Below are 15,213 nucleotides of genomic sequence, written 5' to 3'. Positions count from 1 at the left end.
AGAGGCTGCTAGCATCGGACGCACTCGTATCCCCATCCGGCGACATCTCAGGTAGCCCATGTTCGAGCCTTCAGCACCGCCAAGGAAAGCACCGCTGGTTACGCCGCAGGACACCCGGCATCAGGTCGAGACGCCGGAAGGCATCGACCTGCCTTTGCGCCCGGCAGGGCTGCCGGTGCGCGCGGTGGCATTCGCCATCGACCTGGCCCTGCGGGGAGCGGCGCTCGGCGTCCTGTTCATGGCGCTGGCGGCATTGGGCAGGCTCGGCATGGGCCTGGGCTCGCTCCTGCTGTTCGGGGTGAGCTGGTGGTACATGGTGCTGTTCGAGGTGCTGCGCCAGGGCCGGTCGCCGGGCAAGCAGTGGATGGGCCTGCGGGTGGTGCACGACGACGGCACGCCGGTCGGCTGGTCGGCCTCGCTGCTGCGCAACCTGCTGCGCGTCGTCGACCTGATGCCGTTCGGCTACTTCCTCGGCGCCCTCAGTTGCCTGCAGCACCCGACCTTCAAACGCCTGGGCGACATCGCCGCCGGCACGCTGGTGGTCTACGGCGAAACCCCGCCCCGACCTCCGTCATTGCCTGAGGCTGTTCCCCGCCGTTGTCCGGTGCCCCTCACCTTGAGCGAGCAACGCGCCCTGCTCGGTTTCGCCGAACGCCAAAGCGAGCTGTCGCCGGCACGGGTCAACGAACTCGCCGCCCTGCTCGCCCAGCCGCTGCACATCAGCGCACCGAAGGCGGTCGGCGAGCTCAACGGCATCGCCCGCGGCCTGCTGGGCCCGACATGAAGCAGAACCTCTTCGAAAACCGCCACAAGGCCGAATGGGAGCGTTTCGCGCTGACGCTCGAACGCCTGGAGCGAGGCAAGGACACGTCGCAGGTGGCCGGTTTCCCCAAGGCCTACCGCCGGCTCTGCCAGCACCTGGCCCTGGCGCAGGAGCGGGGCTACAGCAGTTTCCTGATCGACTCGCTGCAGCAGCAGGCGCTGCGTGGTCATCAGCAGTTGTACCGTCAGCGCAGCCGGGCCGGCGCCGGTCTGGCGGGGTTCGTCCTTGCCGGGTTTCCCCGCACGGTGCGCGATGAATGGCGGTTCGTGCTGACCGCCGCCCTGCTGTTCTTCGCCAGCCTGATCGGCTTCGGTGTGCTGGTGCGGCTGTTCCCTGACCTGGCGTACGCCCTGATTCCCGCCGACCAGGTGCGCGAAGTGCAAAGCATGTACGACCCGGCCGCCGGTCATCTCGGGCGGCCGACCGAACGGGCGGCCAGCGAAGACTGGGTGATGTTCGGCTATTACGTCATGCACAACATCGGCATCGCCTTCCAGACCTTCGCCAGCGGGCTGCTGCTCGGGCTGGGCAGCGTTTTCTACCTGGTCTACAACGGCCTGTTCATCGGTGCGGTGGCCGGGCACCTGAGCGCCATCGGTTTCGGCCAGCCGTTCTGGTCGTTCGTGATCGGCCACGGCGCCTTCGAGCTCACGGCCATCGCCCTGTCCGGGGCGGCGGGGCTGAAGCTGGGCTGGGCCTTGGTCGCCCCCGGGCGCCTGACCCGCGGCGAAGCGCTCAGGCACGCGGCGCGCCAAAGCGTGTCGCTGGTGTGCGGGGTCATGCTGTTCCTGCTGATCGCGGCCTTCATCGAGGCCTACTGGTCCTCGCGCGCCACCGTGGCGCCGCTGACCAAGTACGGGGTCGGCGCAGGGCTTTGGGCCTTGGTGGCCGCCTATCTGCTGTTTGCCGGAAAGGCCCGCCATGCGCCTGAGTGACGCCACCGTGGCGATCCGTCCGCGCTCGACCTGGGAAGCCATGGATCTGGGCGTGCTGATGAGCCAGCGGCACCGGCGCCTGCTGATGACCAGTTGGGCCCTCGTCACCTTGCCTTTGTTCGCCCTGCTGAGCCTGTCGCTGTGGCGTTCGCCGTCGCTGGCCCTGTTCATCTTCTGGTGGCTGAAGCCGGCCTACGAACGCTTGCCGCTGTATATCCTCTCCAGGGCCCTGTTCGGTGAAACGCCGACCCTGAGACAGACGCTGCGGGAATGGCCGCGCCTGCTCAAGCCGCAGTTGCTCGCCAGCCTGACCTGGCGCCGCCTGAGCCTGAGCCGCAGCTTCCTGCTGCCGGTGGTGCAGCTCGAAGGCCTGTCCGGCAGCGCGCGCCAGCAGCGTCTGCGGGTGCTGCTGCAACGCAATGCCGGGGCGGCGCAGTGGCTGACGATCATCGGCGTCCATCTCGAAACGGCGCTGTGGATCGGTCTGATGGTGCTGTTCTACCTGCTGCTGCCGCAACAAATAGAAACCGATTGGGACTGGCAGAGCCTGATCCTGGCCGCCGATCAGGACTGGCTTTGGCTGGAACACCTGACCAACGCCTTCTACGCCTTGGTGCTGGTGGTATGGGAGCCGGTCTACGTGGCCTGCGGCTTCAGCCTTTACCTGAACCGGCGCACCGTGCTGGAGGCCTGGGACATCGAACTGGTGTTCCGCCGCCTGCGCCAGCGCCTGAGCGGCGTCGCGCCGGTCCTGCTGCTGGCGTTCGCCTTGCTGTGGTCCGCCCCGCCGACCGCCTGGGCGGCGGAACCGGCCGACGCCCCGCAGGCGCCGCGCCTGCTGCACCAACCCCTCACCAGCCAGGCCTCCCGCGACGACATCAAGGCATTGCTGGAGCAACCGCCGTTCAAGAACCCGGAAACCGTCACCCGCTACCGCTTCGGCGACGATCCCGAACAGTCAGAGAAAACCCACGAAGGCGGCGTGCCGCAATGGCTGGAAACGCTGTTCGACTGGCTCGACAGCCGGCATTTCGACGGCCTTGCGCAATTGATCGAAGTGCTGTTGTGGGGCGCCTTGTCGGCCGCGCTCGGCTGGCTGATCTGGCGCTACCGCGATTGGCTGCAGGCATTCGCCGGCCGTCGTCCGAAGAGGCCGTCACGCCCGCACCGCCCCGCGCCGCAGCAGGCCTTCGGCCTCGACCTGAACCGGGAAACGCTGCCCGACGACATCGCCACCAGCGCCGAACAGCTCTGGGCCAGCCAACCCCGGGCGGCGTTGGGCCTGCTCTACCGGGCGCTGCTCAGCCATCTGCTGCACGACTTCGGCCTGACGCTCAAACCCGCCGACACCGAACACCAGGTGCTGGCGCAGATCGAGCGGTTGCAGCGCCCGGAACTGCTTGCGTTCAGCCGCAGCCTGACCGGGCACTGGCAGAACATGGCCTACGGGCACCGGTTGCCCGCCGCGCACCTGCAACAGGAACTGTGCGACGGCTGGCGCACCCTGTTCGGCCCGGGAGCGGCGCATTGAACCGGCTCGCGGTCAGGCTGGCCGCTGCCTTGGCCGTCGCCCTGCTGGGCGCGCTGTGCCTCTTGCTGTACCTCAAGGCCGACCCCTACCAGAGCGTGATCGACCACGGCCCCTCTCCCGCCGCGCAGGCCAATCCTTACCTGGCGGCGGAGCTGTTCCTGCGCGGGCGCGGCCTGTCCGTCACCCATGCCGAAAGCCTGGATGCGTTGCCCGGCATCGACCCGCGCCGGCACACACTGCTGCTGTTCGGCGACCGTTCGAACATGACGCCGCGCCAGGTCGAGCAAACGCTCAACTGGGCCCGTGCCGGCGGACGGCTGGTGTTCGTCGCCGAATCGCTGTGGGACGAACGCAGCGGCCAAAGCAACGACCTGTTGCTCGACCGTGTGCAGCTTCACCAGTCGCTGAGCAAGGATCTCAAGGAGCCTGCGCCGGACGCGGCGGACGATCCCTACCCCAATTTGACCAAGCTGTACCTGGAAGACGAAGACGCCCCGGCCTACGTCGGCTTCGACACCGACTTTCACCTTGAAGACCCGAAGAACCTGGCCCAGGCCTGGGCCAACAGCGGCAGGGCCACCCACATGATGCAACTGCCCTACGGCGTCGGCACGATCACCGTGGTCACCGATGCCGAACTCTGGAAGACCCCGGACATCGCCCGGCACGACAACGCCTGGCTGCTCTGGTACCTGAGCGCCGACACCTCGGTGACCCTGCTGTTCAACACGGCCCGCGACGGCCTGCCGACCCTGCTCTGGCGCCACTTTCCGCAAGCCATCGTGGCCCTGACGGCCCTGATCCTCTTGTGGCTGTGGCACGCCGGCGTCCGTCACGGGCCGGTCGTTGCGCCCGCCCCCGGCGGACGCCGGCAATTGCAGGAGCATCTGCGCGCCAGCGCCGGTTTCATCCTGCGCCACAACGGGCAGCGGACATTGCTGCAAGCCCTGCAGCAGGATGTGCTGCGCCGGGCCCGGCGGCGCCATCCGGGCTTCGATCAATTGAACGTGGCCGAGCAATGGCTGGCGCTGTCGCGCCTGACCCGGCAGCCGACCCGCGCCATCAGCCAGGCCCTGAGCCCGGTGCGCAAGCAGCGCCTGTCCGGCGCCGAATTCAGCCGGCAGGTCGCCCACCTGCAATCCTTGAGGAACGCCCTATGAACGAACAGACCGAGCCCGGCGCCGCCAGCCATGCCGCCCAGCAACGCCAGCGGGCCACCCAGTTGGCCCAGGCGGTGCGCAACGAACTGCAGAAGGCCCTGATCGGCCAGGACAGCGTGATCGACGACGTGCTTACCGCCCTGATCGCCGGCGGCCACGTCTTGCTCGAAGGCGTGCCGGGGCTCGGCAAGACCCTGCTGGTCCGGGCCCTGGCCAAGACGTTCGGCGGCGAGTTCGCGCGCATCCAGTTCACCCCGGACCTGATGCCCAGCGACGTCACCGGTCACGCGGTGTACGACCTGCAGACCGAACAGTTCAAGCTGCGCAAGGGGCCGCTGTTCACTCACCTGCTGCTGGCCGACGAGATCAACCGTGCGCCGGCCAAGACCCAGGCCGCCCTGCTGGAGGCCATGCAGGAGCGCCAGGTCACCCTCGAAGGGCGGGCCCTGCCCATCGCGCAACCGTTCATGGTGCTGGCCACCCAGAACCCGATCGAGCAGGAAGGCACCTACCCGCTGCCCGAAGCCGAACTCGACCGGTTCATGCTCAAGGTGCGCATGGACTACCCGGACGCCGACCAGGAACTGGACATGGTGCGACAGGTCACCCGCTCCAGCCGTGCCGACATGCTCGACGTGCAGCCGCTGCGCACGGTGCTGCAGGCCAAGGACGTCCAGGCCCTGCAACGCATCGCCAGCGACCTGCCGCTGGACGACCAGGTGCTCGACTATGCCGTGCGCCTGGCCCGCAGCACCCGCAGCTGGCCGGGCCTGAGCCTCGGCGCCGGCCCCCGGGCCTCCATTGCGCTGGTGCGCTGCGCCCGGGCCCGTGCCGTCCTGCGCGGCGCCGAGTTCGTGATCCCGGATGACATCAAGGGCTGTGCGCTGGCGGTGCTGCGCCATCGGGTGCGCATCACCCCGGAGCTGGACATCGAAGGACTGCAAGTGGATCAGGTGCTCCAGCAACTGCTCGACCAAGTGCCGGCGCCGCGCCAATGACGCCGCCCCTCACCACACGGGGGAGGCACCCGTGAAACCGTCGAAACGGCTGCTGGTCTGGCTGTCGGCCCTGCTGGCCCTGGGTGTCCTGCTGGGCAGCCTGAGCGCGTTGGACATCGACACGCCACCCAGCCTGCAGGCGGTCAACTGGGGCATGCTCCTGGCGTTGCTGGCCTTGGCGATCCTGGATGCCCTCCGTCTCCAGCGCCTGCCCTTGCCCCGGGTGCAGCGGCAAGTACCGGGCAGCCTGGCGCTCGGCCGCTGGGGCGAGGTGAGCCTTACGGTCGGTCACGACTTTGCCGAACCGTTGCGCATCCGACTGTTCGACCATGTGCCGTACGGCCTTGACTTCGAGCACCTGCCGCTGACGGTCGAACTGCAGCCGGGCCAAGCCAGCCAGGTCGGTTATCGCGTGCGGCCGCTCAAGCGCGGCCACTTCCGCTTCGAGCATTGCGAGGTCAACCTGCCGAGCCCCTTGGGCCTGTGGTCAGGCAAACGCCTGTTGCCCGTGATGGACAACACCCGGGTCTACCCCGACTTCGCCCGGCTCTACGGCGGGCAACTGCTGGCGGTGGACAACTGGCTCAGCCAGCTCGGCGTGCGTCAGCGGCAACGGCGCGGGCAAGGCCTGGAATTCCACCAGTTGCGCGAATTCCGCGAAGGCGACAGCCTGCGCCAGATCGACTGGAAAGCCACCGCCCGCCAGCGCACGCCGATCGCCCGCGAGTACCAGGATGAGCGCGACCAGCAGATCATGCTCCTGCTCGACTGCGGGCGGCGCATGCGCAGCCAGGATGATGAGCTGTCACATTTCGACCATGCGTTGAACGCGTGCCTGCTGCTCAGCTATGTGGCGTTGCGCCAGGGGGATGCGGTGGGGTTGTGCACGTTTGCAGGCGATCAGGAACACTACCTCGCGCCGATCAAGGGGCCCGGACAACTCAATGTGTTGCTCAACGCCGCCTATGACCTTGAAAGCGGTCAGCGCTCGGCGGATTACCAGAGCGCTGCCCGGAAACTGCTGACACGGCAGAAGCGTCGGGCCCTGGTGGTGCTGGTGACCAACCTGCGCGATGAGGATGACGATGATCTGCTCGTGGCGGTCAAACATTTGAGCCAACAACATCAGGTGCTGGTGGCCAGCCTGCGCGAGGCAACGCTTGATCGGATACGCAGCTCGCCGGTGCAGACCCTCGATGAAGCGTTGGCCTACTGCGGCACGGTGGACTTTCTCAATGCACGGGCAGAATGTCATGAGCGGTTGGGGGCTCATGGGGTGGCGATGCTGAACCTACGGCCTGAGGAGCTGGGAACCGATCTGGTGACCCGCTACTTGAAGTACAAGCGCGCCGGGTCGTTTTGACCCGGCTCAACGACAGGGCTGAGTAACGTTACAACGGAAGGGCGAGATCGGAGCCTCCCCGAACACGTGCGACTAACGTTCCCCGGTTATGCAGAACGAACTTCACCTCAGCACGTCCTGATGAATCGGCAATCGTGGAAACCACTCTGGCCTTCGGAAAACTCCAGAAGACTTCCTCTCCCTCTACGGGCAGACCTGCGGGATTTCGGACGAGGACATAGCAATGCGCTTGCGCACCGATCAGGCTCTGTCCGTGCAGTTTTCCGATGGTGTAGATCTGAGGCAACGTAGCCGATTCGACAATGTTGAAATCCAGCGAATGAGGCTTGGTCACGTCAATCGTTGCCTGCAAAGAATACTTGCCGAGCGCTGGAGGGACGAACTCGATCAGTGATCGTCCGTCCGGGTTCGTGAAGGTGGACGGCAGCGTCACTCCCGGGAAGCTCCATTCCACGTTGACGCCGCCGATGGGTAGCCCGTCCAGGGCGGAAGCCACCGTCACTTGCGCCAGCGCCTTCCTGCCCAACCCGACATCCTGATCCGGACTGGTCAACGACGTGATCGTCGGCACCTTTCTGTCGAACAGAATATGCGTGTAGTCCCAGCCTCCCAGTCCACCCTTCACGGTAGCGCCCAATACACCTTGTTCGGGATACGTAAAGGCCAGTTGCGCAATGCCTTCAGCATCGGTCAGCGACGTTGAAACAAAGTGCCCCGAGAAGTCCCACCAAACCTCGACCCCAGCCAGCGGCAACCCCGTAAACGCCGAAAGCACCACGGCTCGGGCAAGGACTCCGGATCTGTCGGGTAGCGGTTGCGGGCCGTCCGGCTCATACAGCTCACTGATTTCACGGGGCTCATTGAGCGTAAACGCCAACTCGACCGACACCGAGCCCACCGTTGCCACCAACACGGATGTGCCTGTCGTATGCGGCCTGAAACGAACCTTGGCCACTCCGTAGAAATCAGTCTGACTGGTCACGCCCTCCAGGTCCGGATGTTCCCAGGCAACCGTCGCCCCGACCATCGGCTTGCCCGTGGTAGACGCAATCACCCTCACCTGCTCGACCAGTTCCTCTCCCCAGTCGAGCACCTGACGGGTACGGCCCGTCCCCTCGATCTCCATGACCTGCGCGCCCTCCCCCAACGACATCGCATTGGCCGGCGACAGGCTCGCCAAGCGCTCGGCCCCAAGGCGCAAGGCGAAGCCACCGTCCTTGAGATCGCCGCACCTGAGCAGGTAATGCAGGCCGATGCCGGAGAACAGGCGCGGCGCCCCGAGCCCCGGTGCCTGGAACTGCAGGCCCAGTTCGGCGGGACCGGTGCCCGTCAGGCCCAGGGTCAGGCTGCGCTCCAGCAACGGGCTGCCCGCCTCGGCCAGCACTTCGATCCGGTGCTCGCCCTTGCGCCGCGGGAAGAACGTCTGCTCGCCCCAACGGCTGGCAGGCTGGCCATCGAAGCGAACCTGCACGCTGCGCCAAGGATCGTCCGCCAATGCCGTCACCGGGAACGGACGCCGCTCCTGAAAACCGTCGAAACGGCTCAGCACCTGCGCCTCGACCGTGTGCTCGCCGGCCAGGACCGGCGCGAACCCGAACCCGCTCCAGCCGGTCTCGTCGCAGGTCCGGCTGGCCACCTCACCCTGAGCGCTCCAGTCCACGGGGGCCTGCGCCACAGGCTGGCCGGTGAACACCGATTCGACCTGCACCCAGAGCCAGGCCCGATCCTGGCCGACCACCGGATCGACGGCCGTATCACGACGGTTTGCGATACGCAGCCGGTTGTGCCCCAGATGCATCGCGTCCGCCTGCAATGCCACGCCCAACGCCGGCAGCGCCAGGGCCAGGGAAAAGTCCCCGGCCGTCGGGCTCGACGTGAAGTCCAGCGTCCAGGCCACACCGCCGTCCTCGATCGGCTGCGCACGGTCCGGGGGCGGCTCGACCCCGGCCTGCAAGTCGTCGGCGGGGGTTCCCTGCCACACCAGCCGGCCCTGCAGGCCCACCAGCGGGCTCAGGGGATTGGGCAAATACCTGACGGCATGCCGGGCCCCCAGGCACGGATAGAAAGGTTGCCCCGCCGGCGGCTGCGTCACCTGATCGAGCATCACCGTCAGTTCGTCCGCCAGGTCCGCCGCGATCAGTCGCCCGGCCAGTTCCCTGGGCGAGGCGGCGATGCCGGTCGACAGCCGAAGGGCAAACAATGCGCTGAGGCTTTCCGGCGCCGAGGAACTGAACGTCCATTCGAGCCCTGCGGCGGTCAGGATCCTGCCGCTGCCGAGCCCGCTGACGCTCAGCCCGATGCCCGGATCGCCCGCGCGCCAGTCCAGCGTGACGGATTGCCCGATGAACGGACTGCCCGCCACCGGCAGGATCTTCAGCACATGCGCACCGCCGCGCCGGCACAGCAACCCCGTGCCGACCAGATCCACGTCGCGCTCATCGAACAGGATCCTGATCCGGTCTTTCCACGGGCTGGTCGCCAGTGCCTTCACGGCAAACGGCCGCTCCACGGCAACGGCTTCGGCGTGGGCCCTGACCCGGGCCGTCACCACCAGGTCGCCGGCCCCCGCCGGACGGTACAGCACGCTCGCCCAGCCTCCCGCCCCCGAGCGGGTCGAAACCGTGCCTTCGGGCGTCACCCAATCCACCTGCGCATTGCTCACCGGGTCACCGTCGCCGCTGGCGACCACGTGAATCACCTGGACCCGCAGCAGCACGCTTTCGCCCTCGTCCACCACCGGAAACCGGTCGGCTTCGCGCACCTCGCCGATCCGCACCACATTGCGCGCCAGCGACATGGGTTTGGCCGGTGAAGGGTGCAGCAGCTTCGAGCAGGCCAGTGTCAGGCTGAACTGCCCGTCCAGCCGGTCTTCGCTCGACAGCGTCCAGTCGATGTGTGTGCTTTCGACGGGCTGCGGCTGTCCGAGCGCCGGGCTGATGCCCACACCCAGCTGTTCGTGCGAATCTCCGCTCCAATGCAATGAAACCTCTGTCCCGAGCATCGGGCTCCCCGCAGGCAACCGCACCCTGAGCGGATAATCCGTACCTCGGTTGGGATAGCCGGTGCTCTGCGCCCAGGGCAGCGCCGCGTCTTCGACCACTGCCAATGCATCGCTCCACGGATCCGTCGCCAGCACCCGCACCTCAAACAGGGCGCTGATCGCACCGCTGGCGTAGTAGGGGCTGTCCACCGAAGCCGCTACGGTGAAATCCCCCGCGGCGGTGGGCAGGTAATCGAACCAGGCCCAGCCCTGCGGATCCGAGTCCGCGGCCGCAAGCGTCTGCCCCGCCACCCGCCAGGTCACCGTCCGCCCGCCCAATGGCTGGCCGGTGTAGTGCGACGCCACCTGCACACCCAGCCGGACGCTCTGCTTGAGCGCCAGCACCGGGAAATGGGCCGCCTCCAGCTTGCCGAGGAACACCAGGCGGTGATGCCCCAGCGACACCGTGAGCGGATAGGGATCGGCGGTGTACTGGTTGACCAGGTTGACAGTGAACAACTCGGCCCCGTCTTCGCCGATCACCGGGCAATCGAGGATCCAGGGCAGGTCCAGCGGTTGGTCCTCACCCCAGACGGGCCTGGCCACGACCGCTTGCTGCGGATTGTCGTCGCTGGTCAGCGCCGCCCGGGTGGTGTGCCAGGCACTGTCCGGCGCCACGTTGAAGCCCAATCGGTGGGCCAGGCCCGCCGTGGCGCCCTTGCACAGATAGACTGTTTGCAGAGGCGCCAGCGGTTGTTCATCGAGGATCAGCGAAACCATCGTCGCCGGCTCCAGGTGCACCTCAAGCCGGATACGGGTGATGCAGATTTTCGACAGGTAGTCGCCGGGCGCGTTGGCCGGACTCTGCACCTCGACCACCAGCGTGTCCTGGCCGCTGAACGGCAGCGCCAGTTCCTCGCGGTACTCGCGCGGCCGGAACTCCAGCGGCTGTCCGGCGGCCAGGCGCGCCCGATCCGCCTCGATGTCGCGCGACGCACCCGGCAACAGCGCAATCTCCAGTCGCTCAGGACGCCCCTGAATGCCGACCCGCAGCCACCCGGCTTCGGCGTGCCGCGTCTCGCACAGAAAGCTCAAGACATAGCGTGCGCCAGGGGAAGGCGTCTTGGGCGCCGACAGGGCCTGGCTCACCGACGACTGGTTGCCGGCCGCCAGGAGACGGATCACGTCTTCCTGATACGCCTCCGCTTCAATCGCCAGCCAGTCCGGGTTGAGCGACCCTTTGCGCCAATGGGTGAACGCTTCGGTGAACGCCCCGTTGAGCACCAGGCTCTGGTTCGCCTGAACGCCTGACTCATTCATGGCCGCGTGCCTCTTCGGCAGTGATGTTGCCGGTGGCGCCTTCGAGCTGGGTCACCATGTCCTGCACGGTACGCAGGAACGTCGGTTCCCCTGCCCTGGCGGTGTAGCGGATGCGCACGATGATGTCGGTCAGCGAACCGAGCATGGACACCTGCGGTTCCTTTTTCGGCCACGGGAACGTCAGGCGCCAGGCGGACACCGCACCCGTGCACTCGAAGGGGTTGAGCAAGCCCTCGTCCGCCTTGGTTCCGTGCATGCCGTTGGCCGCGATGCCCAGCGACAGGGCGATCTGCTGGCCGCTGCGCAGGTTGACCTGCACATCGGCGGGCGCGACGCCTTGCTGGGGATTGTGCAGATACTTCACCGACTGGACGTTGGCCTTGGTCGCGGTCATGCTGCCGACCTGCAGCAACGTGGCACGGACGTCTTCGTAGGGCCCGGCCAGCACCGGCAGATCCACCTCAAGCGAACCGATCTGCCGGCAGTAATGCCCCGGGTGGTCGCGGTCGAACAGCAATTGGGTGAGTCGGAACTCCAGCGTCCCGGTGTCCAGCAGTTGCTGCAGCGCGGCCTGCCAGCCGTCGAGTCCCTGTTGGGGCTCGACGCGGTCGTCGAACAGTCTGCGCAGAGAGACCGTCTTGACCAACTCCAGCCGGCGCTCGTGCCGTTGCAGGTATTCGCGCTCCATGCGCAACAGGTGACCGCGCAAGTGCTCGCCCGCCGTCAGGCCGTGACGGTTGTCGAGCCAGACCTGCGGCAAGGGAATGACCGAGTCGTAATCGCCGGTTTCGGCGCTGAGCGACGCCTGGGCGTTGAGGCACAGGCTGACCACAGCGTCGTAGGCCTGGTAGTGCAAGGCCTTGAGCTGGCCGAGCAGCCAGCCGTACAGCTCGGCGTTGCCCGCGCGCTTTTTCAGGAAGTCATAGACCGTCCGGGCCTGGCCGTTGGCCCGCAGCGTCTGTTGCAGGCCGGCCTTCGCCGCCTGCACGGCGTGGGTCTGCGCGGTGATCTGCTCATCGATGGCGAGCACTTCCGCCAACGCCTGATCCCGCAGCAGCGCCCACTCCTCACGGCGGCGGCGGTAGCCTTCGGTGGCCGCCTGCTTGTCGGCGTCGATCTGCCTCACCTGGGCGGCGACGCCCAGCCCGAAACTCACGGCATCGAGCAACGCATCGGCGCGGTGCCCGCCATTGGCCAGGCCGAAGATGTTGGGAACGGCCGCCACGGCCGCCGCGGCAGGCTTGATGCTCGACGAGGCCAACGCCAGGACTTTCGAGAGATGCAGGCTTTCCATGACGTCGTACTCGACCGCCGTGACGTTCTCGGCGTGCCGTTGCGCATAGGCGTCGGCCCGCTCCTGGGCGACGGCCCGGCTGCGGACCAGGGCGGCAACGCCAGCCTCCTGTTGGCTGATGCTCTGTTCCTGCACGGTCTGGGCATAGGCGCCCAGTTCGATCAGATGGCTTTGCTGCAGGTCCTCTTGCTCGCAGCGGTCGCGCTGCTCAAGGAAACGCAGCACCTGATTGCCGAACTCCTGCAAGGTCTGCACGGCACGCAGGGCGGCCTCGAAGGTCACCCGCCAGCGGAACGCCCCCACCGCCAGCCGTCCGCCCATGGGCCGCGGCGCTCCGGCGCCCCCGTTCGCCAGGTCGCGCAGCAACTGGTTCGGGTCCGTGGGCGGGCTGAACAGCGGGATCTGCAGCGGCTTGCCGTCGAGGGTCAAGTTGTTGCGCAGGTTGAACAGCCGCTGGCCCGGCAAGGCGAACAAGTCGAGCAACGGCTGATTGATCGGCGTCTCGAAAGGCTCATTGGCCAGCAGCCCGAGCCGGGGCACGGCATCGCTGCCGGCAGGGATCTGGGCGAGGCTGAAGTCCAGTTCCCGCTCGAACCGCTCGAGCGCCGGGCGCGATGCGCTCCTGCCCAACAGGTTGGCGACCGTGTCGGTCCGCCATTGGTTCGTCGTACGCGCCGAAGGCGCCTTGCCCATCAGGAACTCGGCCTGCACGTAGCACAGCTTCGCCGCCACCAGGCTGTCACGGGTGAGCTGGCGGTAGTGCCAGTCGCCCCAGGCCATCAGGTTGCTGACGTACTCGGTGAACACCAGAATCTGAAAGTGCCTGGGCGCCGCGTAACCGATGGCGTCGGGGTCGGTCGGATCCAGGCTCTCGCACCCCGGGTTGCCGGGCTTCACCAAAGGCCGGCAACGCCAATACTGCGGCTTGGGATTGGCCGGCGGCGGATCCTCAGGGTCGGCCGCTGCCTGCGGATCGAACAGGTAATGCAGCCAGTCCTGCGCCTGGCTGAACCGGTCCTCGGCGCGCAGCCGCGTCGCCACCAGGTGCGGCAGATGGAAGAACAGCTCCCAGAAGAACAGGCCATTGGCGCCGTCGAACGCGCCGTTGAGCTCAGTGATCGGGCCCGACTCGGGCGGCGGCTCGTCGAGAAACTGCGTGTCCCAGTCCAGCACCGCATCGACGGACACATTGGAACGCTGCACCAGCTCAGGCCCGAACAGCGAGTTCAGGCGGGCGAACTTGAGGGCCAGCTCCGGTTGCCGCAGGGAGAGGAACTGCGCGGCATCCAAGGTGTTTTTCAGCAGGATCGCCGGCATGAAGCCCGTAACGTTGAGGAGGGTCAGATCAAATTTCTTGTGGATGACCGTGCCGGCCCCCCAAGTGAAGGTCACCGGTTGGGCGAACGAGCCCTTGGCGCGCTTGAAGACCTGCCAGTCCGTGCTCCAGCCTCCGGCGAGCGGAAAGCTCTTTTCGATAGGCGCAGGATCGCCCGCCGCTTCATTGACCAGATCGAACTTCAGCGTCACCGGATTCCCGCTCAGCCCCGTCGCCCGGCAAAGCCCCTGGATCACCAGCCAGTCCGCTTCGCCGACGCGGAACGCCAGCGCCTGCACGTCCAGAAAGGGCGTCAGGTCGGTGGCCGTTACCACGGTGGGCACCACGGTCGGCTGGTTCAGCAACGGGTGCTGCACCACCCGGGCATCCGAGAACCGATGATTGGCCGCATGCTCCAGCCAACTGGCGTCATCGCCCGCCACGGGCCGCATCAGCACGTCACGCACGGCGGCCTCCCGCAACGAGTCCGCGTCGCTCTTCCCGTTCGTCAGCAGCACCCCCAGCTTGCCCTTGGGGTGGTGACGGTCGGCCCACACGGTCACCACCAGCCGGCAGTCCGCGGACAGGTCCTCATCGAATTCGCGCCCGGCCAGGCCCATCGGCGCCGTCCACTGGCCGTTCTGCGTCATGAAGGCCAATCGGATGTCCAGCCTGTGCGGCAGGTACTCGTCCGCCGTCCGCCCCTCGACCTTGTCGCGCCACTGGGCCCAGACCAGGCACAGGCGCCCGCTCCAGAACACCGGGCGCATATCCAGCACCTTGGCCTCGACGGGAATGTCCACCGGTTGCCATTCCCCCCACGCGGCCGGATTGATGGCGGTGCAGCTCGGCGACAGCTCGACCTGCGCCTTGCGCCAGAAATACTGGAACGGCGCCGTTCTCTGACGGCCGATGAAGTAGTAGTCCGCTTTCGCGGGGGAACCGCCGGCCCTGTAGTCCATGTAACCGCTGACGACATCGAGGTTGCAGGTCTGCTCGAAGGCCTGCAGGTAATCGCGCAGCGCCGCCTGCACGCTGTCGGTGCCCAGGCGCGTCTGGTTGAGGTCGTTTTCCAGGGTCTTGAACAGGCTGGTCTTGCGCCGGCGCACGAACGGGTTGATGAAGTTCTCCGGATAAAGCTCGATCAACTGCAGCGCCGCCCAGTCCGGGTAGTTGCCGTAGAGCGCCCAGGTCGCCACATCGTCCTTGTCGAACTGATGCTCGCTGAACCCGGGCTCCAGCTTGCGGTACACCGCATGGATGTACTGCTGGGCGCAACTGGTCGCTTCGGCCACCCAGGAACTCTGTACCGCATAGCTGTCCAGCGGATCCATGCGCAGCAGCTCGAACAGGTCGGCCGGCGTGCGCAGAAAGCCGTAATCCCGCCCGTCGGCGCCGTTGACCTGGCCGATGCAGTACTCCACCAGCGCAGCACGCCGTTTTTCCTGCAACGCAGCCATCGTGTCCTGTTCCATGAGCCATTCTCCTGCAGCG

The 15,213-nt window shown here is 67.1% G+C and carries 8 protein-coding genes; 6 read left to right on the top strand and 2 right to left on the bottom strand.

Features of this window, described 5'->3' with window-relative positions; translation table 11 throughout:
• Window positions 1–58: 58 nt before the first annotated feature.
• The 6 genes from CAG41_RS04615 to CAG41_RS04590 are packed head-to-tail and all read left to right on the top strand — an operon-like array spanning window position 59 to window position 6,810.
• Window positions 59–784, top strand: coding sequence for an RDD family protein (locus CAG41_RS04615; RefSeq protein WP_085629525.1), 726 nt, complete (start codon window positions 59–61; stop codon window positions 782–784).
• The gene (locus tag CAG41_RS04610) at window positions 781–1,758 is read left to right on the top strand and encodes a stage II sporulation protein M (RefSeq protein ID WP_085636598.1); all 978 of its coding nucleotides are present in this window, start codon (window positions 781–783) and stop codon (window positions 1,756–1,758) included. The genes CAG41_RS04615 and CAG41_RS04610 overlap by 4 nt, the downstream gene beginning before the upstream one ends.
• A complete protein-coding gene (locus CAG41_RS04605) occupies window positions 1,745–3,289 on the top strand; it encodes a DUF4129 domain-containing protein (protein ID WP_085706743.1) in 1,545 nt (514 codons plus the stop codon). Before CAG41_RS04610 ends, CAG41_RS04605 begins: the two co-directional genes overlap by 14 nt.
• Complete coding sequence (locus tag CAG41_RS04600) at window positions 3,286–4,449, top strand: DUF4350 domain-containing protein (protein ID WP_085706742.1); 1,164 nt, start codon at window positions 3,286–3,288, stop codon at window positions 4,447–4,449. Before CAG41_RS04605 ends, CAG41_RS04600 begins: the two co-directional genes overlap by 4 nt.
• A complete protein-coding gene (locus CAG41_RS04595; RefSeq protein WP_085580396.1) occupies window positions 4,446–5,447 on the top strand; it encodes a MoxR family ATPase in 1,002 nt (333 codons plus the stop codon). Before CAG41_RS04600 ends, CAG41_RS04595 begins: the two co-directional genes overlap by 4 nt.
• A gap of 31 nt (window positions 5,448–5,478) precedes the next feature.
• Window positions 5,479–6,810, top strand: coding sequence for a DUF58 domain-containing protein (locus tag CAG41_RS04590; RefSeq protein WP_085706741.1), 1,332 nt, complete (start codon window positions 5,479–5,481; stop codon window positions 6,808–6,810).
• A 28-nt stretch (window positions 6,811–6,838) separates the two neighbouring features.
• Here CAG41_RS04590 and CAG41_RS04585 read toward each other — a convergent pair whose 3' ends face one another.
• Window positions 6,839–11,110 carry a hypothetical protein gene (locus CAG41_RS04585; protein ID WP_085706740.1) on the bottom strand — a complete coding sequence of 1,424 codons (4,272 nt, stop codon included), beginning with the start codon at window positions 11,108–11,110 and terminating at the stop codon, window positions 6,839–6,841.
• Window positions 11,103–15,194: a neuraminidase-like domain-containing protein gene (locus CAG41_RS04580; RefSeq protein WP_085706739.1), complete on the bottom strand. Its 4,092-nt coding sequence runs from the start codon at window positions 15,192–15,194 to the stop codon at window positions 11,103–11,105. The genes CAG41_RS04585 and CAG41_RS04580 overlap by 8 nt, the downstream gene beginning before the upstream one ends.
• Window positions 15,195–15,213: the final 19 nt, after the last annotated feature.

The sequence above is a fragment of the Pseudomonas sp. B35(2017) genome, from assembly GCF_002113645.1.
Classification (GTDB): Bacteria; Pseudomonadota; Gammaproteobacteria; order Pseudomonadales; family Pseudomonadaceae; genus Aquipseudomonas; species Aquipseudomonas ekonensis.
This window is presented reverse-complemented; position numbering and strand designations above follow the sequence as displayed.

Excerpts from the sequence above, each read along its gene's own strand:
- CAG41_RS04605 (WP_085706743.1), top strand. The coding sequence starts at position 1,745 with ATGCGCCTGAGTGACGCCACCGTGGCGATCCGTCCGCGCTCGACCTGG.
- CAG41_RS04595 (WP_085580396.1), top strand. The coding sequence starts at position 4,446 with ATGAACGAACAGACCGAGCCCGGCGCCGCCAGCCATGCCGCCCAGCAA.
- CAG41_RS04585 (WP_085706740.1), bottom strand. The coding sequence starts at position 11,110 with ATGAATGAGTCAGGCGTTCAGGCGAACCAGAGCCTGGTGCTCAACGGG.
- CAG41_RS04615 (WP_085629525.1), top strand. The coding sequence starts at position 59 with ATGTTCGAGCCTTCAGCACCGCCAAGGAAAGCACCGCTGGTTACGCCG.
- CAG41_RS04580 (WP_085706739.1), bottom strand. The coding sequence starts at position 15,194 with ATGGAACAGGACACGATGGCTGCGTTGCAGGAAAAACGGCGTGCTGCG.
- CAG41_RS04610 (WP_085636598.1), top strand. The coding sequence starts at position 781 with ATGAAGCAGAACCTCTTCGAAAACCGCCACAAGGCCGAATGGGAGCGT.